At 73.7% G+C, this 26,378-nt stretch carries 21 protein-coding genes; 8 read left to right on the plus strand and 13 right to left on the minus strand.

Annotated elements, in window-relative coordinates:
- Positions 1–78: 78 nt before the first annotated feature.
- On the minus strand, positions 79–651 hold the full coding sequence (locus tag H7H31_RS16745; RefSeq protein WP_176162838.1) for a helix-turn-helix domain-containing protein: 573 nt from the start codon (positions 649–651) through the stop codon (positions 79–81).
- A gap of 337 nt (positions 652–988) precedes the next feature.
- Here H7H31_RS16745 and H7H31_RS16750 point away from each other — a divergent pair, with 337 nt between their 5' ends.
- The 3 genes from H7H31_RS16750 to H7H31_RS16760 all read left to right on the plus strand — a co-directional run bounded on the left by H7H31_RS16750 (position 989) and on the right by H7H31_RS16760 (position 4,164).
- Positions 989–1,786, plus strand: coding sequence for an aldolase (locus H7H31_RS16750; protein WP_187062678.1), 798 nt, complete (start codon positions 989–991; stop codon positions 1,784–1,786).
- Positions 1,786–2,754, plus strand: coding sequence for a dihydrodipicolinate synthase family protein (locus tag H7H31_RS16755; protein ID WP_187062679.1), 969 nt, complete (start codon positions 1,786–1,788; stop codon positions 2,752–2,754). Before H7H31_RS16750 ends, H7H31_RS16755 begins: the two co-directional genes overlap by 1 nt.
- Positions 2,755–3,657: 903 nt before the next feature.
- Positions 3,658–4,164, plus strand: a complete 507-nt coding sequence (locus tag H7H31_RS16760; RefSeq protein WP_187062680.1) for a beta-class carbonic anhydrase — start codon at positions 3,658–3,660, stop codon at positions 4,162–4,164.
- Positions 4,165–4,468: 304 nt separating this feature from the next.
- On the opposite strand, the gene H7H31_RS16765 is transcribed toward H7H31_RS16760, so the two are convergent.
- Together H7H31_RS16765 and H7H31_RS16770 are read right to left on the minus strand one after the other, a co-directional pair.
- Positions 4,469–5,794 (minus strand): CynX/NimT family MFS transporter, encoded by a 1,326-nt coding sequence (locus tag H7H31_RS16765; RefSeq protein ID WP_187059621.1) that lies wholly within the window; start codon positions 5,792–5,794, stop codon positions 4,469–4,471.
- Between the two features lie 201 nt (positions 5,795–5,995).
- Positions 5,996–6,712 (minus strand): FadR/GntR family transcriptional regulator, encoded by a 717-nt coding sequence (locus H7H31_RS16770; protein ID WP_187117950.1) that lies wholly within the window; start codon positions 6,710–6,712, stop codon positions 5,996–5,998.
- A gap of 240 nt (positions 6,713–6,952) precedes the next feature.
- Between H7H31_RS16770 and H7H31_RS16775 the strand changes: the two genes are divergently transcribed.
- A complete protein-coding gene (locus tag H7H31_RS16775) occupies positions 6,953–7,393 on the plus strand; it encodes a VOC family protein (protein WP_187059649.1) in 441 nt (146 codons plus the stop codon).
- Between the two features lie 271 nt (positions 7,394–7,664).
- Here H7H31_RS16775 and H7H31_RS16780 read toward each other — a convergent pair whose 3' ends face one another.
- From H7H31_RS16780 to H7H31_RS16790, 3 genes are all read right to left on the minus strand, one after another.
- Positions 7,665–8,633 carry a LysR family transcriptional regulator gene (locus H7H31_RS16780; RefSeq protein WP_187117951.1) on the minus strand — a complete coding sequence of 323 codons (969 nt, stop codon included), beginning with the start codon at positions 8,631–8,633 and terminating at the stop codon, positions 7,665–7,667.
- A 527-nt stretch (positions 8,634–9,160) separates the two neighbouring features.
- Complete coding sequence (locus H7H31_RS16785) at positions 9,161–10,459, minus strand: XRE family transcriptional regulator (RefSeq protein WP_232109904.1); 1,299 nt, start codon at positions 10,457–10,459, stop codon at positions 9,161–9,163.
- 263 nt (positions 10,460–10,722) lie between these two features.
- The gene (locus H7H31_RS16790) at positions 10,723–11,919 is read right to left on the minus strand and encodes a S1 family peptidase (RefSeq protein ID WP_232109905.1); all 1,197 of its coding nucleotides are present in this window, start codon (positions 11,917–11,919) and stop codon (positions 10,723–10,725) included.
- 622 nt (positions 11,920–12,541) lie between these two features.
- Between H7H31_RS16790 and H7H31_RS16795 the strand changes: the two genes are divergently transcribed.
- A complete protein-coding gene (locus tag H7H31_RS16795; RefSeq protein ID WP_187059931.1) occupies positions 12,542–13,822 on the plus strand; it encodes a glycosyltransferase in 1,281 nt (426 codons plus the stop codon).
- A gap of 62 nt (positions 13,823–13,884) precedes the next feature.
- Here H7H31_RS16795 and H7H31_RS16800 read toward each other — a convergent pair whose 3' ends face one another.
- The 3 genes from H7H31_RS16800 to H7H31_RS16810 all read right to left on the minus strand — a co-directional run bounded on the left by H7H31_RS16800 (position 13,885) and on the right by H7H31_RS16810 (position 17,233).
- The gene (locus H7H31_RS16800; RefSeq protein ID WP_187059932.1) at positions 13,885–14,340 is read right to left on the minus strand and encodes a hypothetical protein; all 456 of its coding nucleotides are present in this window, start codon (positions 14,338–14,340) and stop codon (positions 13,885–13,887) included.
- A gap of 212 nt (positions 14,341–14,552) precedes the next feature.
- On the minus strand, positions 14,553–14,966 hold the full coding sequence (locus H7H31_RS16805) for a peptidase inhibitor family I36 protein (protein WP_187059933.1): 414 nt from the start codon (positions 14,964–14,966) through the stop codon (positions 14,553–14,555).
- Between the two features lie 452 nt (positions 14,967–15,418).
- Positions 15,419–17,233, minus strand: coding sequence for an MFS transporter (locus H7H31_RS16810; RefSeq protein WP_232109906.1), 1,815 nt, complete (start codon positions 17,231–17,233; stop codon positions 15,419–15,421).
- 129 nt (positions 17,234–17,362) lie between these two features.
- Here H7H31_RS16810 and H7H31_RS16815 point away from each other — a divergent pair, with 129 nt between their 5' ends.
- Positions 17,363–18,433: an Lrp/AsnC family transcriptional regulator gene (locus H7H31_RS16815; RefSeq protein WP_372455934.1), complete on the plus strand. Its 1,071-nt coding sequence runs from the start codon at positions 17,363–17,365 to the stop codon at positions 18,431–18,433.
- A 302-nt stretch (positions 18,434–18,735) separates the two neighbouring features.
- Complete coding sequence (locus H7H31_RS16820) at positions 18,736–19,188, plus strand: phospholipase (RefSeq protein WP_187060146.1); 453 nt, start codon at positions 18,736–18,738, stop codon at positions 19,186–19,188.
- 159 nt (positions 19,189–19,347) lie between these two features.
- On the opposite strand, the gene H7H31_RS16825 is transcribed toward H7H31_RS16820, so the two are convergent.
- The 3 genes from H7H31_RS16825 to pheA all read right to left on the minus strand — a co-directional run bounded on the left by H7H31_RS16825 (position 19,348) and on the right by pheA (position 23,206).
- Positions 19,348–20,166 carry an HAD family hydrolase gene (locus H7H31_RS16825; RefSeq protein WP_187060147.1) on the minus strand — a complete coding sequence of 273 codons (819 nt, stop codon included), beginning with the start codon at positions 20,164–20,166 and terminating at the stop codon, positions 19,348–19,350.
- The gene (gene serS, locus H7H31_RS16830) at positions 20,163–21,440 is read right to left on the minus strand and encodes a serine--tRNA ligase (RefSeq protein WP_187060148.1); all 1,278 of its coding nucleotides are present in this window, start codon (positions 21,438–21,440) and stop codon (positions 20,163–20,165) included. Before serS ends, H7H31_RS16825 begins: the two co-directional genes overlap by 4 nt.
- A gap of 830 nt (positions 21,441–22,270) precedes the next feature.
- Complete coding sequence (gene pheA / locus H7H31_RS16835) at positions 22,271–23,206, minus strand: prephenate dehydratase (protein ID WP_176166240.1); 936 nt, start codon at positions 23,204–23,206, stop codon at positions 22,271–22,273.
- A gap of 841 nt (positions 23,207–24,047) precedes the next feature.
- On the opposite strand from pheA, the gene H7H31_RS16840 reads away from it, so the two are divergent.
- Positions 24,048–24,935: an SIS domain-containing protein gene (locus H7H31_RS16840; protein ID WP_176162822.1), complete on the plus strand. Its 888-nt coding sequence runs from the start codon at positions 24,048–24,050 to the stop codon at positions 24,933–24,935.
- Between the two features lie 228 nt (positions 24,936–25,163).
- Here H7H31_RS16840 and H7H31_RS16845 read toward each other — a convergent pair whose 3' ends face one another.
- The gene (locus H7H31_RS16845) at positions 25,164–26,177 is read right to left on the minus strand and encodes a helix-turn-helix transcriptional regulator (RefSeq protein WP_187063032.1); all 1,014 of its coding nucleotides are present in this window, start codon (positions 26,175–26,177) and stop codon (positions 25,164–25,166) included.
- Positions 26,178–26,378: the final 201 nt, after the last annotated feature.

Genomic DNA, 26,378 nt, shown 5'->3' on the forward strand with positions numbered 1-26,378 from the left:
GCGCCATTCGCGTCGGGCGGCGCTGTCGCCCGTCCCGTGGCTCCCACCGGTGCCCGCCCCGAGGTGCTGCGGGCCGTGTCAGGGCAGGTGTGGGTGGGCGGTCTGTGCCGCCTCCCGGTCGTCGCTGACCAGCAGGAGTACGGCGGCGCGCTCGGCGCTCGTGGAGCGGACCTTGTGCGGCGTGGTCGCCTTGAAGTAGACGGAGTCGCCCGGTTCGAGGGGGACGGTCATCGAGGGGAAGATCAGTTCGGCGCTCCCGGCGTGAACGAAGACGAACTCCTCGCCCGGATGGTCCCGGAACGGCGCCGGCCCGGCGTCGTGCGGTGGGTAGAGCATGAACGGTGTCATCCGCTTGTCACCCGCCTCCAGGGCTATCCCCTCGTACCGGCTGCCTGGCTCCTCGTCGGAGGAGAGCACCTGACGCTCGCCGGCCCGCGTGACGGTGATCTCGGAGGCGTCCGTCGCGTCGGTGAACAAGTTGCCCAGCGGGACGTGCAGGGCCTTGGCGAGCGACACGCTGACCGCGATGGACGGGGTGCTGTAGCCGCGCTCGACCTTGGACAGGTAGCTCTTCGTGACCCCGGTGCGCTCGGCGAGCGCCTCCAGGGTCAGCAGGCGCTCCTTACGTAGCTGCCGTACCCGATTGATCACTGACTTCTCCCCTTCACGCCACCCCGCGCGGGCTGGGTTCGGCCGGGCGGGACACCAAGTATGTCCCGCCGGCCCAGCGCTGGCCCGGCCCCGGTCGGCCCCGTCGGCCGGTGGCGCCGGCTGGCGGACGGCAGGAGCGGCAGCGACTGCGCGCCGCGCGGCCCGCCCCGCGGGTGGTCTCGCACCGTCGGAACGTCGTGGCGCCGAACCCTTGCGACAGGACACAAGGTGTCCTATGGTGAACATAGTTTCCTCGCAGAGGTGCTGCGCACAGCAGGCGCAACGCCGGACGACGGGGCGCGTCGGCATCGCCGGCGCCTCGGAACTGGAGCAGACCATGGCAAACACGCTGCAGGACTCGAAGGCCGTGCTCGTGGACCGCGCCGAGCACCAGATGAACGGCCACTTCGGAGACTCGAAGTTGACCACCCGCCAGAAGATCGCCTTGACCTGCCGCATCGCCTACGACGGCGGACACGATTCGGGACTGGCCGGCCAGATCAGCGCGCGCGGCCCGCAACCCGGCACGTACTACACCCAGCGTCTGGGCCTCGGCTTCGACGAGATCACCGAGGACAACCTCCTCCTGGTGGACGAGGACCTCCAGGTCCTTGAGGGCGAGGGCATGCCCAACCCCGCCAACCGCTTCCACTCCTGGATCTACCGGGCCCGCGAGGACGTCAACTGCATCGTCCACACCCACGCGTTGCACACGGCGGCGCTCGCGATGCTGGAAGTCCCGCTCGTGGTCTCGCAGATGGACACCACGCCGTTGTACGACGACGTCGCCTTCCTCAAGGACTGGCCCGGGGTCCCGGTCGGGAACGAGGAGGGCGAGATCATCTCGGCCGCCCTCGGCGACAAGCGCGCCATCCTCCTGGCCCACCACGGCCAACTCGTCACCGGTGCCACCGTCGAGGAGGCGTGCAACCTGGCCCTGCTCATCGAGCGCGCGGCGCGCCTGCAACTCCTGGCCATGGCGGCCGGGACCATCAAGCCACTGCCGCCCGAGCTGGCCCGCGAGGCCCACGACTGGACCTCCACCGACCGCCGCAACCAGGCGAACTTCGCCTACTACGCGCGCAAGGCCCTCCGCCGCCACCCCGACTGCGTCACGGGCGAGGTGCACCTCTGATGGCGCGGACATGGACGGCGCAACCCTCCTCGACACAGCCACCGTTGACCGGCGTCATCTCCTACCCCGTCACCCCGTTCACCCCGGAGACCGGTGCGCTCGACCTCCCCGCGCTGCACCGCCTCACCGACGACCTCGTGACCGCCGGCAGCCACGGCATCGCCCCCCTGGGCAGCACCGGCGAGAGCGCCTACCTCAGCGAGACGGAATGGGACGCCGTCTGCGATACGACGCTCGGCGCCGTCGCCGGACGGGTCCCCACGGTCGTCGGCGTCGCGCACTACAGCACGGAGGGCACGGTACGTCGCGCCCGCGTGGCCGCCCGGCACGGCGCCACCGCGATCATGGTGCTCCCGCAGGTGTACTGGAAGCTGACCGACGCGGAACTCGCGCGGCACTTCGCCGCCGTCGCCGACGCGAGCGACCTGCCGGTCATGCTCTACAACAACCCGGGCACGAGCGGCGTCGACCTGCCACCGGAGACGGTGGTGGCTCTCGCGCGGCAGATCTCCAACCTGACGATGGTCAAGGAGAGTTCCGGCGACGCGACACGCTTCCGCGCCATCCGGGAACTGTCGGACGGCGCGTTGTCGGTCTACAACGGGAGCAATCCGCTCGCCCTCGAAGCCTTCCGCGCCGGCGCGGTCGGCTGGTGCACCGCGGCGCCCTGCCTGGCCCCGCGGTGGTGCCTGGAGTTGTACGCCGCGGCGACGGCCGGGGATCAGGAGCGGGCCGATGCGGTACTGGCGGAGCTGCTGCCGTTCTTGCGGTTCATCGTGGGGTACGGGCTACCGCGGGCGGTCAAGGCCGGCCTGGAGATCCGTGGCCGAGCCGTCGGCAGACCCAGGCCGCCCCTGCTGCCACTACCGGAGGCCCAGGTGGCCGAGCTGCGCCGGATCCTGGAGCGGCTCGACATCCACCCGATCCCTGACCAGGCAGAGGCCCGCGCGGCTGGACAACCGGCATGAGCCCACCGCACCGCCTCCGCGCGCCGATCCGTGCCCGGGAGCGCTGTCCTCCCGCTAAAGGCAGGGCGGTCGTTACGGGGAGGTCCACGACAGCCTGTTGGAATCGCCCCATGCCCGATTTGATCCTCGTCGTGTTCCGTGTCGTCGCGAAAGCCCTCGCGTACGCCAACCCGTTCGCGTGGGCCCAGCGGTGCGGGCGACAGCAGCGGCTGTGCCGTCTCACCCGGGGAGAGACGGCACTGGTCCCCTGCGACGTGCGGGACGCGCGACTGACCGGCGGCGGGCAGTGGAAGAACGGCTACCTCGCGGTGGGCCCATACCCAACCGCATGGCAGGAGAAGGGGCGAGGGCAACAGACGCTGGGCCCCTGGCCCCCGCTGCTCCCGGTGTCGGCGGACAAGATCAGCGTCGCCTTCCGCTCGAAGTCCGGCGAAACCGAGATACGACTCCACCCCGACGAAGCGCCGTCCGTGTTGCGAGCGTTGGGCAGACGGGTTGCTGACGGGATGAGGCAGCAATCGCCGGCGTGGGCCGGGGCGGAGACAGATGGAGGTGCATCGCGGTGTGAACGCACTGGCCAGGTGGTTGCGGCTAGGCATGGTCGCCGCCATCGCCGGGGCCCGGGTGCGGCGCCGGAGGCCACCCGCCGATGTGGCCGCGGCGGCCCCAGCGGGCGCGGCGCGCGGCTCGGCGTGAGCCGGACGGCGGCGCCGAGGCGGGGCAAGGCGGTGCAGGAGCCGTGCGGCGGGCGGGGGCCGCGTGGTGCGGAGGGGCGGGGTCGGAATGCGTCCGGGTGGCGGGCGTGCCGTACTGCGGTTGCGTGTATGCGTCGGCGCGCGCGTCCCGTACGGCCGCCGAACTTCCTACGGTGCGGGGAGTCGGCTACAGAAAGCAGGGCTCCCCGTGTCCGTCACCGACATCTACCTGGCCAACAACGAGTCGTACGCGACCTCGGCTTCCGTCGCACCCTCCGGCGAGCCGCCCAGTAGGCACCTGGCGGTGATCACCTGCATGGACGCGCGGATCGACGTGTACGCGATGCTCGGCCTCAAACTCGGCGAGGCACACGTCATCCGCAACGCGGGAGGAGCGGCCAGCGATGACGCGATTCGGTCGCTCGTCGTCAGCCAGCGGGAGTTGTTGACGCGGGAGGTGATGCTGATCCACCACACCAAGTGCGGGATGCTCGGCCTGTCGGACGACTCGTTCAAGCGGGACATCGAGGCGGAGACGGGGGTGCGGCCCCCGTGGGCGGCGGAGGGGTTCGAGCGGCTTGAGGAGGACGTGCGGCAGTCGGTGGCCCGGGTCCGGTTGAACCCGTTCGTGCCCCACAAGGAGTCGGTACGCGGTTTCATCTACGACGTCGACACGCGGCGGCTGCACGAGGTGGAGTGCCGGGGCCCGGCCTGAACCGCCGCGCCCCGCCCCGGGCGGAGCCGGCGAGAGGCGCCAACGCCGGGCCGGGCCAGGGCCCTGACCCGGCCCGCGCCGACCCCTGTGGGCCGACCCCTGCGGGCCCACCCCCGCGGGTCTGCCCCTACGACTCCGCCCCGCGCCGCCCACGGCGTCGTACCCCTGACCGCCCCCGGGGAACAGCGCGTGATCACGGCTCGACGGGGTCGGTGGCGTACGCGCCGGCGCCCCGGAGCGGAGGGCTCCGGGGTGGGCGTGGTGCGGTGGGTGGCTGGGAGGGGAGAGGAACTGTACGGGGAGGTCAGACCTTCAGGTTGCGGCCCGCGCCGAGGCCGAGGGCGGCCAGGCCCGCGCAGACGCCGAGCAACAGGAGCAGCGGCAGCGTCCAGCCGTCGGTGACCTGGTGTACCGCGCCGAGGACCAGTGGGCCAGCGGCGGCCAGCAGATAGCCCCAGGTCTGGGCCATGCCGGAGAGTCGGGCGGCGGTGTGCGCGTCACGGGCGCGCAGCACCATCATCGTCAGGGCGAGGCCGAGCGCGCCGCCCTGCCCGACGCCGAGCAGCGTGGCCCACAGCCAGGCCCCGCCCGTGGGTGAGACGAGCAACCCGACGACGCCGCAGGCCATCAGCGAGGCGACGCCGACCGCCAGCACCCGCTGTTGCCGCATGCGCCCGGCGAGGAGGGGCACGACGAACGAACCGACGCCCTGCAGCAGCGTGCTGTAGGCGAAGATGAGCCCGGCTGTCGACTTGCTCATCCCGTTGTCGGTGAAGACGGTCGGCAGCCAGGCGATCACGACGTACGCGACGAGCGACTGCGACCCCATGAACAGGGTGATCTGCCAGGCCAGCGGGGTGCGGGACAGGCGCGAGGCGTCGGGGTCGGCGGTGGCCTTGGACCCGGAGCCGACGGGCGCGGTGGTGGCGGGGCGGGCCGGCGTTGCCGCGGGCTGGCCGTGCCGGATGCCGCGGCGGGCGATGACCGCCTGGGGAACCCACAACAGCGCGGCGACCGCGGCCAGCAGCGCCCAGGAGGCGAGGGAGCCGCGCCAGCCGCCGAGGGCGTTCTCCAGCGGGACGGCGGCGGCGGCGGACGCGGTGGCACCGATGATCATCGCGGTGGAGTACACGGCCGTCATGGCCGCCGCGCGCTCCGGGAAGTCCCGCTTGACCAGGCCCGGCATCAGCACGTTGAGCCAGGCGATGGCCGTGCCGACGAACGCGCCACCGACGAACAGCGTGACCACCGGGGGCGCCACCCGCAGCAGGATGCCGCCGCACAGCAACACCAGCGCGGCGAGCAACACCGCCTCGGTGCCGAACCGGCGGGCCAGCTTCGGCGCCAGCGGCGACGCCACTCCCATGAAGACCAGCGGGATGGTGGTGACCAGGCTGGTCGCGGTCGCCGCGAGGTGGAAGTGGTCGCTGATCTCGCCGAGCAGGGGGGAAACGCCGGCCAGGGCCGCGCGCATGTTGAGCGCGGCGAGCACGATGCCGGCGAGGAGCAGGGCGGGGTGCGCGCGTAGCGTGCGCCGCGCGGCGGCCACCGGTGGGGTGGGGACCAGATCCTCTTCGGCATCGATGAGCCGGTCATCGGGCGCGGTGCTGGGCCCGGATATCCCGGACATAGGCGGCTTACCTTTCGTCGTTCTCGGGCGTGGGGGCGTGCCGGACGGGCTCCCGGGCTGGTGAGCGGGGACGGGTTCCGGGCGGAGTGGGCCGGGGGACCCGGCGGGGCGCGAGGCCCGTGGCGAGCTGCGGGGCGGGAGTCTCGATCGGTTCGGGGGAGTGGCTCTCGGGCGCGTGGGGGTGTGCGGGCGGGGGTGGGGCTAGGGGTTCGGGGAGAGCAGCGCGTCCACCGCCTGCATGGGGGCGGCGAGCAGCGCCCGGGCCGCGCCCTCCGCCGCCTCCGGGTCGCCGGAGGCGATCGCGTCGATGACCGCGTGGTGGTCGCCGGGGTCGATGTGCGGCATGTCGTGGTCGCCGAGCGCGGTGAGCAGCGCCTCGCGTACGGAGCTGCTGAACCAGCCGTACGTCGCGCTCAGCGCGGAGTTGTGCGCCGCGTCCACCACGGCCCGGTGGAACGCGACGTCGTGGTCCGCGTACAGCTCCAGGTCCGCGCCCGGCGGCGGCGGGCCGTCGGCGTGCGCGAGCGCGGCCTGCGCGGCGAGCGCGGCCCGCATCCGTTCCAGGTCGGCCGGGCTGTGCCGGAGCGCGGCGAGTCGGGCGCCCTCGGCCTCCAGCGCGATGCGCAGCTCCAGCACGTCCCGGATACCGGCGCGCTGGACGCCGCGCATGACGGCGGCCGGGTCGGCCGTGGACACGACGAACGTTCCCTCACCCTGTCGGGACTGGAGCATCCCGGAGTGACAGAGGACGCGTACGGCCTCGCGCACGGTGTTACGACCCACCTGGAGCTGTTCGGCGAGCGCGTGCTCGGTCGGCACCCGGTCCCCGACCCGCCAGGTGCCACCCGCCACCTGCGCGCGCAACTGCTCCACGACGGTGTCCACGAGCGACGTCCGCCCCGCTGCCCGCAGTGTCATGGTTCTCGCTCTCTCGCGTCCTTCAGGTTGCCCGGTCATCCTACAACTGACGATCGGGATGAGTCCTCCCCGCCGAGCGTGACGCGCGCTACGTCGACGGTCCGCTGGATGGGCGGCCTACCGCCTGAGCGGTCGGTGTGCGGGGTGCCGAGTCCGCGGGCCACGGACTCGACCGTGCGCGCGGCGGGCCGTTTCCGCACGTCAGAGGCGATTGTCAGAGGTGCGCAGTACGGTCACGTCATGGCAGCATCCTTCGATCTGACGCTCGACTGCGCGGACGCGCGACTGCTCGCCGCCTTCTGGAAGACGGCGTTGGGGTACGTGGACGAGCCGCCGCCGGCACCCTTCGCCACGCGTGCCGAATGGCTCGCGCAGTTCGACCTGCCGGAGGGGGAGAGCGCGGACGACGGGGCGTGGCTCCGCGATCCGGCGGGCAACGGCCCCCGGCTCTCGATACTCAGGGTGCCCGAGCCGAAGACGGCGAAGAACCGTCTGCACATCGACATCCGGGTGCCCGGCCACGGCACCCCGGCCGAGCGGTGGGCGCGCATATCGGCGGAGGCCGAGCGGTTGGTGGCGGCCGGCGCGACCGTCGCCGCGGAGGTGGACACCCACCATCTGGTGCTGCGGGACCCGGAAGGGAACGAATTCTGCGTGGCCGCGGGGGCGGCCCGCTCGTAGGCGGCGCCGAAACCACGGAGGGCGGTCCGCCCAGGGCATGGGCGGTTCGGTGAAACCACGGGGCGGTCCGGCGGGGACGGTCATGCGCGCTCGCCGGTGCCGATCTCCCATCGGCGGCCACCGGGCGGCCGGCCAGGTGACGGGAGACGGCCCAGACCGCCTCCGAGGATGGGCGCCCCGGAGCCGCTGTCCCCAGTCCCGTGCGCACGAGGGGCCTCCCAAAGCCAGCCAAGGGGCGCGCCGCCGTCGCGGGCGAGCCTGTGTGAGGGGCTCAGGCCGGCGCGCGGACGAGGAGGTCGGGGGCGGGGGTTGACCCGGTGGTGTCGGGGGACGGGGTGGGCGTGGCCGGAGGGGGCGGGGTCAGGCTCGTGGCCACCGCGTCGGCGAAGGCCAGGGCGGCCGGGCTGAGGGTCTCCCAACGGCGGACGGCCCAGCCGGTGGCGAGCGGGGGCAGGGACGGGATGGGGATGAGGCGCAGGCTGGGGTGTTCGGCGGGGCGCCAGTTGGGGAGGGTGGGCACGATGGCGTGGCCGAGGCCGAGTTCGGCCAGCAGCATGGCGGTGTCCCAGTCGGCGACGCTGGTGCTGGCGTCCGGTTCGGTGCCGTGCTGGGCGAAGTGGCCGTCCAGGGAGCGGCGCGAGGTCGAGTTCTCCGGGAGACGGATGTGTCGGATGTCGGCGAGGTCGTCGGGGCCGATGGTCGCGCGGGTGGCCAGCGGGTCGTCGGCGCGTACGGCGAGTACCCACGGGAGGCTGATCACCGGGCGCTGCTGCACGCCGCGCACGGGCGGGCCGATGGTGATCCAGGCCAGGTCGGCGGTGTCGGCGGCCAGTGCGTCGAGGCAGCCGCGGCCCGAGTTGGAGGTCTGGAACTCCAGGCCGACCTGCGGGTGTCGGGCCCGGAAGGAGACGACGGCCTGCGACATGAAGTGCCGTACGGAGATGGCACCGGTGGTGATGCGCACGGTGCCGGCCGCGCCGTCGCGTATCTCGCGCAACTGCCGTACGGCCAGGTCGAGCGCGCCGATACCGTCGTGCGCGGCGTGCCGCAGCAGTCGGCCGGCGGGGGTGGGGGCGACCCCGCGCGGTTGGCGTTCCAACAGCGGCAGCCCGAGTTCGCGTTCCAGGCGGCGCACGCGTTGACTGACGGCCGACTGGGTGCAGGACAGGTCGCGGGCCACGGCGCTGAGGCTGCCGGCCTCGCAGACCGCGAGGAACGCACGGAGATCGTCGAGGGTCATTGGGTCACGCTAGACGAGCGCGGCGAGCCAAGCCATAGCTTGGGGAGTTGCAAGGAAACCCGTGGATTGACTTGGAGGTTGCCGGCGCAGATCCTCATGGGCAGGGCGAAGTCGGCGCAACGGAGCCCCGGGCGGCAACCCGCTCGTCACGACGCCGCGCGTCCGGAAGCGCGGTGTGGTGACGGGCAGGTGCCGACCCTCTCGTCCCGACCTCTCTGCTCCGGCCCCTTAGTCCCGTCCCCCTGGCCCCCGCCCCTTCGTCTCGACCTTCTGGCCCGGGCCCCTTGGCCCGACGCCTTCGTCCCGACCCCGGGCGCCCGGGGTCGGGACAGGCCGACGCGTGGTGGGGCAGGAGGCGGCTGGCCCGAGGCCAGGCCGGGAGGGCCGGGCCGGGCTCGCCGGGGTGCGTGGGCCGGGTCGCCAGGGCGCGGCCGGTGGTTGAGCACGCGGCACGGCGTGGGCACGGCACACGCGACGTGCCAGTTCGCCGGTCAACCCAGTGGTCGGCCCAGTTGTCAGTCCAGTGGTCAGTCCGTGGGCCACTCCCAGGACATGCCGTGCACGCCGGCCGGGCAGCGGATCGGGAGCATGTGGGCCGAGTGGGAGACGTCGAGCGCGATACGGCGGCTGTTGCGCTTCTCGGCCCCTATCTGCTCGCGGTAGTAGCGGTGGCAGCCCGCCGGCAGGGCGTCGGGGTGGAAGTAGACGTGCAGCAGGTACTCGCGCAGGTGGACGCGGGTGCGCCGCTCGTGGTGGGTGGAGGGCACGTTGCTCGGGCCGAGGAGCACCTCGTAGTCGATCACCGCGGTCTCGTTGCGCGCCAACTCGCGGCCGAGCAGCACCTCGATGATGATGCAGCGCAGCTCGGGCAGGAAGCGTACGGAGCCCGGCTTGCCGCAGCGTACGACGACGTCGATCGACTCGGCGGAGGTGTCGTCGATGCAGTGCACGACCGTCAACCGGCTGGCCCCGTCGCGGGTCGCGCGCAGCACCTGGTGCACGGAGGTGCTGCGGATGCAGCGCCGCTCGTCCAGGCGCAGCGTCTCGCGGATGACGACGGAGCACAGGTCCTCGTTGAAGTGCGCGAACGCGGCGCCCAGGGCCTGCTCGACGGTGGAGTTCTCGCCGAAGACGCGCTGCGACGCGCTGAGGTCCTGGAGTTCGCAGACCGCGCGCCCGCGCGGCCGGTGCGGGCCGAGCAGCGAGCGCAGGGCGCCGGTGGGCAGCGCGAGGATGTCCTCCAGCGCGTCCACGGCGCGCAGCGACTGGGCCCGCTCCGGTTGGCTCCGGCCGCGCTGCCAGTAGCTGAGGGTGGCCAGGCTGATCCGGATGCCGCGGGTCTCAAGGCGTTCCCTGACCCGTTCCAGCGGGAGGCCGCGTTGGCGCAGTGCCTCGCGGAAGACGGCGGCGAAGGAGGTCGCGGGGGTGACGTGTGTGGTGAGGGGGGCTGCGGTGGTGGGGGTGGTGTCCTCGAGGTCCGCCAGCGGCGTCGCGTTGGCCCGTACCAGGGGCCTGGGCGGGGCCCCGGTCGCGGCGATCACCCGCGGCTTGGTGAGCGGGACCGCGCCGAGCGACGCGGTGCGGCCCGACGCGGTGCGGCTCGGCGCGGTGCCACCCGGTGCGCCGCCGTCATCTGCGGTGCGGCTCGGGGCGGCGCTGTTCGGGTTGGCGCCGCTCGGTAGGGAGCCGCTCACTGCGGCGCCGTTCGGTGCGGAGCCGTTCGGGCGGGGGCGGGTGGGCCTGGCGGTACGGGCCGGTGAGGCGGTCGGCGCCGGGGCTCTGTGGCCCGGGCCGCCGGCCGGGTCGCCGTGGGGCATCTTGTCCATGACGTCTCCGGGGGGTCGCACGGTCTCGCGAGGGCGTGGCGCGCGTCGGTACGGAGCGGTGCGCGGTGGTGCCGGGGTACGGGGGTACCGGGGGCACCGACGTGGTGCGCGGTGGTGCCGGTGTGGCACGGGTGCTGGGTGGGGGTCGGGGGGTGGGTGCGTGGTGACGGCGCGGGGGACCTCGCGATACCGATGCCAAACAGTGCGGGGGCCGCTCACCGTATCCGGCGAGCAGCCCCCGTGTCCCGTGAGGAAGGTGTGACCTAGCCGAGGTTGAGGCTCAGGCCGTAGTACGACAGGGCGTCGTCGAGGGGCTGGAAGTAGGACGAACCGGGCGAGTTGACGCTGCCGTTGCACTTCTGGTTGGTCGGGCCGCCGGAGGTCATGCCCTGGGCCTGGTTGCCCGATATGTACGCGCCGCCGCTGTCGCCGCCCTGGGTGCACACCGAGGAGCTGCCCAGACCGCGCACGACCGTGTCGGGGCCGCCGTTCTGGTCGACGTAGGTGACGGTGACGTTGTACGACTTGACCGCGCCGCAGGTCCACTGCGTGGTCTGGCCGGACTTGCACAGCGCGGCGCCGGACGCGGCGCGCTTGCTGCCCTTGACCGCGACGGTCCCGGCGCTGCCCCAGGTGCCGACCTTGGTGGCGATCTGGTCGTCGGAGTCGACCCGGGCGATGCCCATGTCGACGCTGTTGGTGCCGATCGCGAAGCGGGTCTTCTCGCCCTTCGCGAAGTGCTGGTTGTCGTAGTACAGGTCGGGCAGGTCCTCGATGCAGTGGCCCGCGGTGATCAGGTACTGGCGGCCCGAGCTGTCCTTGGCGCCGTAGCCGACCGAGCACAGGTAGCCGTTGAACGTCATCCGGCTGCCCGGGTAGACGAGGGCCTGCGGGGCGAGCTGCTGCTTGCCCTCGACCACGCGGACGGCCTTGCCGAGCGACTTGGCCTGCTTCAGGAACGCGCGGGCGCCGGCGCTCTTGTCGTTGGCCACCTCGACGACAACGGTGTCGGACTGGAGGTCGACGGACCAGGCGGCGATGCCGGACGGGGTCTGCCGCGCGGCCTGGGCGTCGAGCTTGGCCTTGATGGCGTTGAGCGCGGACTCGCCGCGCGCCGGGACGCGCGCCGTCAGGCCCGCGTCCTCGATCCGGTCGGCGGTCTTGGCGTCGGGTGCGTTCACGACCAGCGTGCCGGCCTTGTCGAAGAACGCGCCCTGGGTGGCGATCCGCTTCTTGCCCAGGCTGGCGAGGGTGTTCTGCTGCTCGGTCTGCGAGTCGAGCCGCTCGATCGCGGCGTCCTCGCTCACGCCGAGCGTGGTGGCCAGCGCCTTGACCATCTCCGGCTGGTACCGGGGCGTCACGGGGGCGGAGTCGTCCTTGGCCTGTGCGCCGGAGACCACGGTGACCGACAGCAGGGCGCCGACGGCGGCGGCGAGGACGTACGTGCGGGAACCTCTCACGCTTCTTCCTTCCGATTGCAGCGCGAGCGGCCCAGGCAGGGGGATGAGCCCCGCGGAAGTGCGGGTCTCGGGAGGGGCGCTCGGCTGGCGGCGCGGGTGGGGACCGGTCGCCGCGCCCCGAACTTTCGCGCAACGGACACAGGGGGAACAAGGTTTCGTCACGCGCCTTTTTTCAACAGAGTTGCGTAACTCTGTGAAGGTGGGAGCCGTCAACGGCCCGCCGCCGCCCCGCTTCCACGCCTCATTCCCGGCCGCGTGTCACCCCCGCCCCGCCGTCCCACCCCGTGCGCCCCCGACTCGTACGTCCCCGTCCCGGACGTCCCTGCCTCGGCCGTCCCGTACGCCGTGGAGCGCCGGAGCCGGAGCGGGAACGAGGTCGGCCGGGCGGCGTGCCGCCGGTCGCCGCGGGGCGTCGGGGCGGGGGCGGTAACCGGCGGGGTCGGTAACCGGCGGAGGCGGAACGGAGCGCCACGGCGACGGTGCGCGAAAAAGCGGATGGCAAGGAGTTCCTCCTCCTCGCCACTCTCAACGTATAGCGCGTCCGGGGGCTTGCGGCAAGGCCCCGGGCGTACCGCACAATCGGCGGCCGAGAGCCTGACCTGCGGAAACCGGGAGTTGCGAAGTGCGAGTGTTGTTGACGACGTGGGGATCGCGCGGCGATGTCGAGCCGCTGGCGGGGTTGGCGGTGGCGTTGCGCGGACTCGGGGTGGAGGCACGGGTGTGCGCGCCGCCGGACGAGGAGTTCGCGACGCTGCTGGCGCGCGTCGGCGTGCCGCTGGTGCCGCTCGGGCCGACGGTGCGTTCGGTGGTCGCCGGGCCGAAGCCCCCGACGACCGAGGACGCCTTCCGGCTCGCCCCCCAGTTGGTCGCCGCGCGGTTCGACGCGCTCACGGCGGAGGCCCAGGGCTGCGACGCGCTGCTGGCCACCGGGCTGATGCCGGCCGGCGCCCGGGACGTGGCGGAGAAGCTGGGCATCCACTACGTGCTCGCCTGCTTCCACACCCTGGGGCTGCCGTCGCGGCACGCCCGCCCCGGGGCGCGGCCGGGCACGCCGTCGGCACGGGACGAGACCGACAACCGGGTGCTGTGGAAGGAGGACGCCCAGCGGGTGAACGCGCTCTACGGCGAGGCGCTCAACACGCACCGGGCGGCGATCGGCCTGCCGCCCGTGGACAACGTCCGCGACCACGTCCTCACCGACCGGCCGTGGCTGGCCGCGGACGCGACGCTGTGCCCGTCGCGGGACCTGACCGACCTGGACATCGTGCAGACCGGGGCGTGGCTGCTGCCCGACGACCGCCCGCTGCCGGCCGAGTTGGAGACGTTCCTGGGCGCCGGCGAACCGCCGGTGTACGTGGGCTTCGGCAGCATGGCCAGCTACGCACCACGGGACGTCGCCCGGGTGGCCATCCAGGCGTGCCGCGCGCGGGGCCGCCGCGTCGTCCTCGCCCGTGGCTGGGCCGACCTGGCCCCGATCGACGACGGCGCCGACTGCCACGTCGTCGGCGAGGTCAACCAGCAGGCGCTGTTCCGCCGGGTGGCCGCCGTCGTGCACCACGGCGGCGCCGGCACCACCACGACCGCCGCCGTGGCCGGCGCGCCCCAGGTCGTGGTCCCGCAGATCGCGGACCAGCCGTACTGGGCCGCCCGGGTGGCCGAGCTGGGCATCGGGGTGGCGCACGAGGGCCGGACGCCGACCGTCGACTCGCTGTCCGCCGCGCTCACCACGGCCCTGGACCCCGACACCCGCGCCCGGGCGAGCGCCGTGGCCGGCACCGTCCGCACCGACGGGGCGACGGTCGCCGCCAGGTTGCTCATCGACACGGTCGGCGCGGTCGGCACGGCTGACGCGGTCGGCCCGGTCGATGCGGTCGGCGAGGGGGGCCCGGCCGGCACCGCGTGAGCCATGAACCGTGAGCCGCTGCCCGCTGCCCGCTGCCCGCTGCCCGCGCCGGGCATCAGCCGTCAGCCGTCAGCCGTCAGGCAGCAGCCCTCAGGCGTCCGCCGGCGGGACGCGCGCAGCGTCGCGGCGAGCGGGGCGAGCAGGGCGAGGGCGCCGAGCACGGCGAACTGGTGGCTGCCGGGCGCGGCCCGCATCGCCGGCACGCCGTACGCGAGGCCGCACAGCGCCGCGCTGACCGGTACGACCAGCGCGGGTACGGCCGGCCGAAGCAGGCTCGCCCCGAGGCGCTCCGGGTCCAGGCTGACGCCGAACACGCCGGCCAACGCCACGAGGACGAAGGCGAGCACGCCCTTGAGCGCCCACCAGAACACGTAACCGACGCAGCCGATGGCGGCGAGCCACAGCGGGACGCCGATGGCGATGGCGCCCGCGTCGCTGAGCGCGACCTCCGGCGCGGGCGCGGAGTACGGGGAGCGCGCGGGGTACGTCGGGGAGGCGGAGTGCGCGAGGTGCGGCATGGCCTCACCCTGGCAGCGGCGGGCGGGAAGCCGGATGAGTACCGCTACTCAACCGGACCGGCCCCCGCGCCGACCGCCCCCGCGCCGACCGCCCCCGCGCCGACCGCCCCGGCGCGCGGACGCCGTCCGGCTGCCCCGCGCCACGGGTACGGACGGTGGCTCCGCCCGCCGCCGAGGGCGCGGGTGGAGCCACCGCGAGGGGAGGACTCAGGTCAGCAGCCGGCCCAGCTGTTGGAGTAGAGGGTCGGCAGGTTGCTGCCGATCTTCTTCCAGCCGGTGCCCTTGTTCAGCTTGTACCCCTTCGGCTTGAAGTTCGGCTTGGCGTACACGACCGCCTGCTTGCACTTCTTGCCGTTGTTGTAGGCCGACTTCGGCGCCTTGAAGGCGCCGCCGTACTTCCGCAGGTCGCGGTTCTTGTCCTGGACCTTCTTGACCTTGCCCTTGAAGTTGTACTTCGGGTAGACGCACAGGTAGCCCTTGGGACAGTCCTTCGGCGCCTTGAGTACGGTCGCGCTGGTCTCGCTGTGCTGGTCGGCGAAGGCCGCGGTGGCCGAGGGGGCGGCGACGAGGCCGCCCGAGACGGTGACCGCTGCCGTGAACAGCACGAGCCGTTTGCGTACGTTCATGGTTCGGAGTTCCTCCCGTTGAGGGGCGGCGCCGGAGCGGCCGTGCGGGCGGGGCGATCTGAGGTGTCGCCGTCGTCCCGCGAGCGGCCGTGCGGCGCGCGCCGCCTGTCCAACTCATGGTTCGGTACGGGCTGACCGTCGGGCCGTGGCATCGGCCCAGGCCCAGCGGTGGCCGTCGCACCGAGCAGCAGTCTTGGGAGGCGTCCCGTTGTTGCGCAGCCCGCTCCCGGGGACGCAACAAAAGACGTTTTGTCCCAGGGCGTTCCGGTTGGTCGGCGCGTGCCGGGACGGAAGAGGGAGGCGTCCCGCTCGCCCCCAGTTCGGCGCGTGCCGGGCCGGGGGCGGACGGGCGGCCCGTTCCGGGTGCGAACTTCCGCCGCCCGGCCGCCTCCTGCCGGGCGCCAGCGGTTCTCCAGCGCGACCACACCAGGTCTCCAGCGGGCCGCCACCGATCAGGCGCCGGCCGGCGCCACCCCACCCGGCCCGGCGGCCCCGACCACGCCCCCGGCGGCCCCAGCGCTCCCGGCGGCCCCAGCGGCTCCAGCACCCCCGGCGGCCCCCTCGACCCGCGCGGTGCCCGCGACCCCGGCGCTCTGCGTCTCCCCGGCTCCCGGGGCTCCCGGGGCGCGACCCGCGGGGCCGGACGCCGGGCGGGCCCCGTCGCGCTGGCCGTGCTGGCCGTGCTGGTCGCGCTGGTCGCGTACGACCGCGAAGACCAGCAGCGCGGCGGCCACCGCGACGACGCCGGAGATCAGGCACACCCGGTCGATGCCGGCCACGAACGCGTCGCCGGCCAGCCGTTCGACCGCGTGCCGCGCGGGCCCGGGCGGGGCGGCGGCGATGACGTCGGCGGCGTGGCCGCCGCTGATCGCCTCGGCCGCGTGGCCCGCCGCCTCGGGGTCCGGGGCGCCGGCGGCTGTCTCCGGCGCGGTCCCGGCCGCCGCGGCACCGTCGGTGAAGACGGACCGCACGCGCGCGGCAAAGACCGTGCCGAGCACCGCGATGCCCAGCGCGTACCCGAACTGGCGCGAGGTGTTGACCGCGCCGCTCGCCATCCCCGCCCGCTCACCCGGCACCAGGCCGAGCGCCGCCGACACCAGCACCGGCGTGGCCAGGCCGACGCCGAGGCCGGCCACGGCGAGCCCGGGCGCCAGCGCGGACCAGCCCGCGTCGCCGTCAACGAGCGCGGCGTTCAGCAGCGCGCCCGAGCCGACCAGCAGCAGCCCGCCGCTCACCGGGACCCGGGGCGGCAGGTGGCTGAGCAGCTTGCCGCCGATCACGCCGACGACCAGGGCCGCCACCGCGAGCGGCGTCACCGCGAGCCCCGCCTCGATCGGGCTCATGCCGAGCACCGACTGCAGCCACATGGCGACGTAGGTGAGGTAGGGGAAGGCGGACGCCTGAAGCACCACCGCCGCCACCATCAGCGCCACGAACGCCGGGCTGCGCAGCAGCCCCAGGTCGAACATGGGCTGCTTCAACCGCCGCTCCACCAGCACGAAGCCGACCAGCGCCAGCCCGGCCGAGGCCAGCGAGAGCGTCGTCCCCGTATCCCCCCAGCCCTCCTCGCCGCCACGGATCAGCCCGTACGTCAGGGCGCCGGCGAAGCCCGTGAAGAGCACCACACCCGCCGCGTCCACGCGGCCCCCGGCGCGGCCGGTGGACTCGCCGACCGTGCGCAGCGTGAGCCAGCCGGCGAAGACCGTCAGCGGCAGGTTGACCAGGAAGATCGCCCGCCAGTCCAGGCCCTCGGTGAGCAGCCCGCCGAGCACCGGCCCCACGGCCGCGGCGGCGCCGCTCGTACCGCCCCACACGCCGAAGGCCACGCCGCGGTCCCGGCCCGTGTACGTCGCCATCAGCAGCGGCGTGTTGGTCGCGAACATCGCCGCCGCGCCCACGCCCTGGAGCGCGCGGGCCGCGATCAGCAGGCCCGGGTCCGGGGCCAGGCCGCAGGCCAGCGAGGACAGCGCGAAGACGGCGAGGCCGAGCAGGTAGAGCCGGCGGCGACCGAACAGGTCGGCCGCCGAGCCCGCCGCCATCAGCAGCGCGGCCAGCGCCAGGGCGTAGATGTCCATCACCCACTGGAGCGAGGTGAAGGAGGCGTCCAGATCCCGCGCGATCTCGGGCAGCGCGGTGTTCACGATCGTGACGTCCATGATCAGCATGAAGTTGCCCAGCGTGATGGCCACCAGGGGCCACCACTTGCCGCGCGCACCGACCTCGGTGCCGGCGCCCGGCCCGGCCCCCGGGCCCGCGTCCCTCGCCATGACGTTCTCTCTCTCGTTCGTGGTGTGCGCTCGTGTGCGAGCCGGCGCCCACCCTCCGGCCCGGAAGCCGCCCCGCCCTAGCCAGCGCCCCACTGCGTGGCGGAATCCGACACGGGCTAGCGTGGAATGGTGAAAACCGATGCGTTCGACGATGTGGATCGCCAGCTCGTGCACGCCCTCCAGATCGACGGGCGGGCCCCCTTCGCCCGGATCGCCGCCGTGCTCGGCGTCTCGGACCAGACCGTGGCCCGCCGCTACACCCGGCTGCGCACCCGCGGCCTGGTGCGGGTGCTGGGGCTGACCGACACCACGGCGTTGGGCGAGGTCGAGTGGTCGCTGCGGGTGCAGTGCCGGCCCGACGCGGCCCTGTCGGTCGCCGAGGCGCTGGCCCGCCGCGCGGACACGTCCTGGGTGAGCCTGATGACCGGCGGCACGGAGATCGCCGTGGTCGTGCGCAGCCGCAGCGGGCAGGACGGCGACGAGCTGCTGCTGCGCGAACTGCCGCGCACGCCGCAGGTGGTGGGGGTGACGGCGCAGTGCCTGTTGCACCAGTTCTTCGGCGGGCAGCAGGGGCTGGTCAACAAGTCGGGCGCGCTCTCGGAGCGGCAGGTGGCGCTGTTGCGTACGGAGGAGGGCGGCGGCCCGCCGAGCCAGGGAGGGGGCCAGCCGAGCGCGGGCGGGGGCCAGGTGGGGCCGGCGACGGACCGGCTCGCGGAGGCGAGCGCTCCGGTGGTGCTCGGCGAGGCCGACGAGCGGCTGCTCGGCGTCCTGGAGATCGACGGGCGGGCCCCGCTCGCCGAACTCGCCGCGGCCACCAACTGGTCGCAGTCGACGGTGCGGCGCCGGCTGGCCGAACTCCGGCAGCAGGGCGTGCTGTTCTTCGACGTCGACTACGACATGCGGATGTTCGGGCTCGACACCCGCGCGGCCCTGTGGATGTCGGTGTCACCGGCCGAGCTGCACGAGACCGGGGAGCGGATCGCCGAACACCCGGAGGTGGCCTGCTGCTTCGCGAGCACGGGGCAGCACAACCTGTTCGCCATGGTCAGTTGCACGGACGTCCCCGCCCTCTACCGCTACCTCACCACGCGGATCGCGGCCCTGCCCGCGATCCGCCTGCTGGAGACCTCGCCGATGATCCGCCGCATCAAGGGCCCGGGGCCGGTGCTCGCGGGGGCGTCGCCGCGCAGGCGGCGCTAGCGCGCGCCGGGGCGAGCCGACTGGTCGCGCGCTGTTCATATGAACGTCCGTGCACGGCTCTTGTTGTTTGACAGGTACCTGCGGAACTCTGTTCCTCGCACGCGGGTCTACGCGCGGTGTCTACGCGCACTGTCTATGCGCGTATACCCGTCGCACGCTCGCACGCGCTCGACCCGTACCTCGCGCATGCCGCGCACCCGTCACACCCCCCGTACGCCGGCGGCCCCACACCCCTCGCGTACGTCAGGCACGCGCACGCGCCGTACTCACCCGCCCCAGGCGTACTCAACGGAGGAACCCTCATGCGTCGGATGGTCGCCACCCTCTCCACCACCGCGGTCGCCGCGGTCAGCGCCGTCACCCTGGTCGCCTCGCCGGCCTCGGCCGCCCCCGCCGACAAGCCGCAGGTGCTCTCAAGCTGGACGCAGACCAGCGCGACCAGCTACAACGCGTGGAACTCCGCCCGCCAGAACCAGGGCGCGTGGGCCGCGTACGGCTTCGACTGGTCGACGGACTACTGCAGCAGCTCGCCCGACAACCCCTTCGGCTTCCCGTTCCAGAACTCCTGCGCGCGCCACGACTTCGGCTACCGCAACTACAAGAAGGCGGGCACGTTCAGCGCGAACAAGCCCCGCCTCGACAGCGCCTTCCACGAGGACCTGAAGCGCGTGTGCAACCGGTACAGCGGCGCCCAGAAGACGGCCTGCGACGGCACGGCGTGGACGTACTACCAGGCGGTCAAGCAGTTCGGCTAAGCGGCGACGCCCCGTGCGGGCGGGCTGGCGACGCGCTCGCCGGCCCGCCCGCACCGGCCGTGCGCGCGCCGGGCGGACCGGTCGCCCGTACGTCCGTCCGACCACCCGCGCGCCGGGCCGCCCGCGCGTCTGGTCACCCCGCCGGACGGTGGCCGTCCGCTACGGGAACAGCCTCTCCAGCACCACCGCGATGCCGTCCTCGTCGTGGGACGCCGTGACCTCGTCGGCGACGGCCCGCAGCTCGGCGTGGGCGTTGGCCATGGCCACGCCGTGGCCGGCCCAGCCGAACATCGGCACGTCGTTGGGCATGTCGCCGAAGGCGATCGTCCCCGCGGCCGTGACCCCGAGTCGGCGCGCGGCCAGCGAGAGTCCGGTCGCCTTGGTCAGGCCGAGCGGCAGGATCTCGACCATCCCGGGGCCGGCCATGACCACGCCCACCAGGTCGCCGGCCACGCCGCGCGCGGCGGCGGCCAACTCGTCGTCGGTCAGCGTCGGGTGCTGGAGGTAGAGCTTGTTGATCGGCGCTTCCCAGACCTCGTCCACGTGCTCGAAGACGGGGGACTCCAGCGTGCGGTCCCCGACCTGGTAGCCGGGCCCGAACAGCACCTGACCCTCCAGCCCGTCCCGGCCGGCGGCCAGGTACAGCGGGCCGACCTCCGACTCGATCTTGGAGAGCGCGAGGGCGGCGAGCCGGCGGTCCAGGGTCACCGAGGTCAGCAGCCGGTGCTCGCCCGCGTCGTAGACCTGCCCGCCCTGGCCGCACACCGCGAGGCCCTGGTAGCCGAGGTCGTCCAGTATGTGCCGGGTCCAGCGCACGGCGCGGCCGGTGACCACGATGTGCAGGGCGCCCGCCGCCGTGGCGCGCTTGAGCGCCGCGCGGGTGCGCTCCGAGATGGTGTGGTCGGAGCGCAGCAGCGTGCCGTCGAGGTCGGTCGCTATGAGCTGGTACGGAAGGGGTGACGCGGGCGCGGCGCTCACCGGGCGACCGGCTCGAGCACCTCGCGCCCACCGAGGTAGGGGCGCAGCACCGGCGGGACGGCGACCGAGCCGTCCGGGCGCTGGTGGTTCTCGAAGATCGCGACGATGGTGCGGGGCACGGCGCACAGCGTGCCGTTCAGCGTGGCCAGCGGCTTCACGTGCTTGCCGTCGCGCATCCGCACCGCGAGGCGGCGGGCCTGGAACTCGTCGCAGTTCGACGCGGAGGTCAGCTCGCGGTACTTGCCCTGGGTCGGAATCCACGCCTCGCAGTCGTACTTGCGCGAGGCCGAGGCGCCGAGGTCCCCGGTGGCCACGTCGATCACCTGGAACGGCAGCTCAAGCCCGGTCAGCCACTGCTTCTCCCAGTCGAGCAGCCGCTGGTGCTCGGCCTCGGCGTCGTCCGGCGCGACGTAGGAGAACATCTCGACCTTGTCGAACTGGTGCACCCGGAAGATGCCGCGGGTGTCCTTGCCGTACGTGCCGGCCTCGCGCCGGAAGCAGGGCGAGAAGCCCGCGTACCGCAGCGGCAGCTTGTCCGCGTCGAGGATCTCGTCCATGTGGTACGCGGCGAGCGGCACCTCGGACGTGCCGACCAGGTAGTAGTCGTCCTTCTCCAGGTGGTACACGTTCTCCGCGGCCTGGCCGAGGAAGCCGGTGCCCTCCATCGCGCGCGGCTTGACCAGCGCGGGGGTGAGCATCGGGGTGAAGCCGGCGGCGGTGGCCTGCGCGATGGCCGCGTTGACCAGGGCCAGCTCCAGGAGCGCGCCGACGCCGGTGAGGTAGTAGAAGCGCGAGCCGGAGACCTTCGCGCCGCGCTCGGTGTCGATGGCGCCGAGGAGCTGGCCGATCTCCAGGTGGTCCCTGGGCTCGAAGCCCTCCGCCGCGAAGTCGCGCGGGGCGCCGACGGTCTCCAGGACGGTGAAGTCCTCCTCGCCGCCGACCGGGACGTCGGGGTGGACCAGGTTGCCGAGCTGGCGGAGGAGTCGCTGGGTCTCCTCGGCGGCCTCGTCCTGCGCGGCGTCGGCGGCCTTGACGGAGGCAGACAGCTCGCCGGCCTTCCGCAGCAGCTCGGCCTTCTCGTCGCCGGTGGCCTTGGGGATCAGCTTGCCGAGCTGCTTCTGCTCGGAGCGCAGTTCGTCGAAGCGGACGCTGGACGACCTGCGCCGCTCGTCGGCGGAGAGGAGCGCGTCGACGAGGCCGACGTCCTCTCCACGGGCACGCTGGGAGGCGCGCACACGGTCGGGGTCCTCACGGAGCAGGCGAAGGTCAATCACCCCTCCAGGTTACCGGTGCGTGCTCCGCTGGCTCGACGCGATATTCCTTTGCGGACGCCTTTGCCTAAATTTGCCCGACTTTGCTCCGGAAAGCGGAGTGGGGTGGAGTTGTGGCGTTGATGTCGGTGGGATCGCCCGGAAATGTGGTGGCCGGCTCGCCGGAAAACCGGCCACGAGCCGTCAAGAATACGGTGCGCATTCCCTCGCAGGGGGGACGAAGTCGCGCCAGGCTGACTGATTTCCGCTGTGGAAAGGGGAGTTGGCGGGCCGGGTTGTCCACAGGTGGGCCGCCGTGGCGCACAACTTATCCACAGGCTGTGTGCACAATCTGTGGACTTCAAGGTCGGACATTTCGACCGCGTGTTGCTGGGCCATGGATTCCCCGGCTATCTCCATCTCACACCCACTATCGAGTGAGTTGGGTCCCTTCTTTGCGGGTGCGGAGCCGTCGATCGGGAAAACGGGGGCGATGTGGAGGGAGAAGCGAAGCCTGTCGGATGCTGGGCGGTTTGCGGCTATTGTCGGCTAGGCCGGAATCTCCATGTCGACTTATTCACAGGCCGACCCTCACCTGTGGATAACTTTGCAACTGTGTGGATTGCCGTGCCTCGTACGGGTGAGCCGTGGGCCGTGCGCCCCGAGCCGTCCACCCAGGCGTGCCCCGTTCCCCTTCGCCTCCCGCTGCCCTCTCCTCTCCCCGGACGCGGGGAGGACAGAGAGAGGAGGGCCGCCGACGCGGCGCGCGACGATACGGCGACACGGCCGTACGGCGATGCGCGAGACAGAAGGGAAAGAGGGAGGGGCCGGGGCAGGAGCCGGGGCCCGGGGGCTCAGGCGCGGCCGTCCTGGCAGCGGGCCAGCCACTCGGCCGCCACCACGAAGTCCGCGTCCGAGGTGCCGTGCCGCAACTCGCCCACGTCGGAGGGGTCCACGCCGGCTCGCGGGTACGAGCCGAGGAAGCGCACCTTCGGGCAGATCCGCTTGAGGCCCATCAACGCCTCGGCGACCCGCCGGTCGGTGATGTGGCCCTCGCAGTCCACGGAGAAGCAGTAGCGGCCGATGCCCTCGCCGGTTGGCCGGGACTCGATGCGCATCATGTTGACGCCGCGGGCCGCGTACTCCTGGAGCAGTTCGAGGAGGGCGCCCGGGTGGTCGTCACCGAGCCAGATCACGACCGAGGTCTTGTCGGCGCCGGTGCGCGCCGCGGGCCGGGCCGGGCGGCCGACCAGGACGAACCGGGTCTGGGCGTTCTGCGCGTCGTGGATGTCGGAGACCAGCGGTTCGAGCCCGTACGTCGCTGCCGCGAACTCGCCCGCGAACGCCGCGTCGTACCGCCCCTCCTGCACCAGCCGCGCGCCGTCCGCGTTGGAGGCGGCCGACTCCCACACGGCGTGCGGCAGGTGCTTGGCGAGCCACTTGCGCACCTGCGGCTGGGCCACGGGGTGACCGGTGACCGTCTTGATGTCGGAGAGCTTCACGCCGGGGCGGACGAGGAGGGCGAAGGCGATGGGCAGCAGCACCTCGCGGTAGATCATCAGCGGCCCGCCGGTGGCGAGTTCGTCCAGGGTCGCGGTGACGCCGCCCTCCACCGAGTTCTCGATGGGCACCAGCGCCGCCGCGGCCTCGCCCGACCGCACGGCGTCCAGCGTGGCCGGCACGGACACCATCGGGATCAGCTCGCGCGTGGCCGCCTCCGGCAGCGTGCGCAGCGCGGCCTCGGTAAACGTGCCCTCCGGGCCGAGATACGTATAGCGGCTGGGCGACATCACCATGGGTCCTCGCGATCTGACGTCCGTCGGGCGCGCGCCGCGACGCGGCGACGGCGCGCGGGGCCGGTGCCCCGCGCCCGGCAACCCCCACGCACCCGCCGAGGCGGTGCGCGGGCCGCGCGGCATGCTGCCCGTGGATCTGGTGGGAGGTCGCCACGATACCGGTGCGCGGCGGGCCCCCCGTGGCACGCCGCCTTCGGGGGTCGGTGGCCGTCAGGGTCTGCGGTTGGGGTCGGCGGTCGGGGTCGGTCGCCGGCCCGGGGCGCCGGCGGGTGGATCTTCGGTGGCCGCCGGGCGGATGTCCGGCGGCTGCCGGCCGGCGCCGCCTCGTACGCCGGGGCGCGCACACCCCGTGCCCCGCCCCTCCGAGTCCCGTCCCCGCGCCTCACCGCGCGCCACGCGCCGACGAACTGACGCCCTCTCACCTCCCCGGCCCCTCTCCCTCCCGCTTGGCTGGCCGATGCCGCACCACGGGCGAACGCACACAGCACCCTCCATCCGCCATCTCCTCAACACCCGCCCGGTGCGCGGCACATGGGGTGGCGGTGAAGGTCGGGCCGGGGGTGAGGGTGGCTGCGTAGGGTCGGTGTGGTGCCTCGGTGGCGTGAGCGGTGCGCGCGGGCGCGCGCCGGCGGGCGCGGTGCTGGCGCGGTCGGCGGGCCGGTGCTCGGGTCGGCGGCGGGCCGGGGGCGGTGTGCCGTTCCGTACGGCGCGGGCGGCGCGGGCGGCGCACGAGAGGCTCGGAAAGAGTCCGGAAGTGGATGACGAATGCTTGAACGTGCTTGAAACTGTCACCTAGACTGCATCAATAAACATCCCCTCTCGCTTCGGAGTAGCCGTGACGCATGTCGAGAAGGAACTGACCAGCCAGCCCGCGTGCTGGAGCCGCGCGGCCGAGCTGGCTGAGGCGCAGCGGGACGCGTTCCCCGAGCGTGGGGCGCGGGTGGCCGTCGTGGGCTGCGGCACCTCGTACTTCATGGCCCAGGCGTACGCCGCGCTGCGGGAGGGCTCGGGCCAGGGCGAGACGGACGCGTTCGCCGCCTCCGAGTTCCCGCCCAACCGCCGCTACGACCGCGTCGTCGCGCTGAGCCGGTCCGGCACCACCACCGAGGTGCTCGACCTGTTGGCCCGGGTGCGCGGGGGCGGGGGGCGGACGCTCGCGATCACCGCGGACCCGAACACGCCGGTGATGACGGCGGCCGACCGGGTCGTCGTGCTCGACTTCGCCGACGAGCGCTCGGTCGTGCAGACCCGGTTCGCCACCAGCGCGCTCACGCTGCTGCGCGCGAGCCTCGGGCTGCACACCGAGGCCGCCGTGCGAGACGCGGAGACCGCGCTGAGCGAGCCGCTGCCGGACGGCCTCGTGGACGCCAACCAGTTCTCCTTCCTGGGCCAGGGCTGGACGGTCGGGCTCGCCAACGAAGGTGCGCTCAAGATGCGCGAGGCGGCCCTGGCCTGGACGGAGTCGTACCCGGCGATGGAGTACCGGCACGGCCCGATCAGCATCAGCACCACCGGCACCGCGACCTGGATGCTCGGCGCGGCGCCGGACGGGCTGGCCGCCCAGGTGCGCGAGACCGGCGCGCTGTGGGTGGCCGGCGGGCTCGACCCGCTGGCGGAACTCGTACGGGTGCAGCGGCTCGCGCTGGCCATCGCCGACCGCCGCGGCCTGGACCCGGACAACCCGCGTCACCTGACGCGTTCGGTCATCCTCGCCGACGGCTGACCAGGCTTCGCGAGAACCTCCCGACCAGCCCCGCTCTCGACGGGACCCCTCCGCGGAGGGCGAGGGCGGGGCCAGTCCCGCGCGCCGGCCGACAGGGGGCCGGACGCGCGGGACGAGGCCCGGGCCGGCCCGCCCGCTCGCGGGCGGGCCCGGGTTGACGCCCCCGCGCACGCCCCCGCACACGCGCCGGCGCCGCCCGTACGGGGCCCCACCGCGCGGCCCTTTCCGCTATCCCGGCCCGGTCTCGTCCGCGCTGTCGGTGTTGCTGGTGTCGTCGGCGTTGTCGGTGTTATCGGTGTTGTCGGTCAGAAGTTCGCGCGCGCGGCGGACCAGGGCCTGTCGTACGGAGTCGGGGGAGAGCACGCGCAGCGGGGTGGCCAGGCCGATGAGATAGCGGGCGAGGCCGTCCGCGTCGGGGCCGCCGACGTCCACGACGGTGGCGGCGGGGCCGTCGGGGCGGTGTGCGCCGACGGTCGCCGGTATCAGCCGCAGCGCCTCGTCCAGCGGCAGCGGCAGCCGGACCGTCACGGTGAGCGGGTAGGGGCGGCAGGCGATGGAGCGGGAGACGAGCCGCGCCGGGTCGGGCGGGTCGGTCAGCTCCACGGGCCGTCCGCTGGGGTGCAGGCGGTCGACCCGGTCGGCGCGGAAGGTCCGCCACTGGTCCCGGGCCACGTCGCGGGCGACGAAGTACCAGCGGCGCCCGGTGTGCACGAGGCGGTACGGATCGACCTCGCGCACCGTGGCCTTGCCGTTCCGGTCGCGGTAGGCGAGGCGGGCGCGTTCGCCCCGGTGGCACGCGGCGGCCAGCTCGCGCAGCATGTCCGCCGCGATCTGCGGTTCGTTGGGCCGGGGGATGTGCACCAGGGCGGAGTCCATCGCCGCCAGCCGGTCCGCCACCCGGCGCGGCAGCACCTGCCCGAGCTTGAGCAGCGCCGACAGGGCCGCCTGGTCGCCGCCGAGCGAGCCGCCCAGCGCGGCCCCGCGCAGCCCGACCGCCACCGCGATGGCCTCCTCGTCGTCGAGAACCAGCGGCGGCGTCCGGGAGCCCGGGCGGAGGCGGTAGCCGCCCCAGGGGCCGGGGTCGGACTCGACGGCGTAACCGAGTTCCCGCAGCTTGGTGATGTCGCGCCGCACCGTGCGGTCGGTGACCGCCATGCGTGCGGCCAGCTCACCGCAGGTCCACGAGGGGCGGGCGGCCAACAGGGCGACCAGGCGCAGCAGGCGGGCGGAGGCAGCGGTCACCCGGCGCAGTGTTCCACGCGGCGCGCCGCCTCGGGACTCCACGTGGCGCGCCGCCTCGGGACTCCACGCGGCGTGCCGCCCGGGCCGCCGAGTCGTGCTCGTGCACCTTCCACGCGCCGGGCCACCCCGGGCCGCCGCCCCGGGGCGCCGAGTCGCGCCCGTGGGCCTTCCCGCGCCGCCCCAGGTTGCTGGTCAGCGGCC

It is taken from the genome of Streptomyces buecherae, from assembly GCF_014295035.1.
GTDB classification, from domain to species: domain Bacteria; phylum Actinomycetota; class Actinomycetes; order Streptomycetales; family Streptomycetaceae; genus Streptomyces; species Streptomyces youssoufiensis.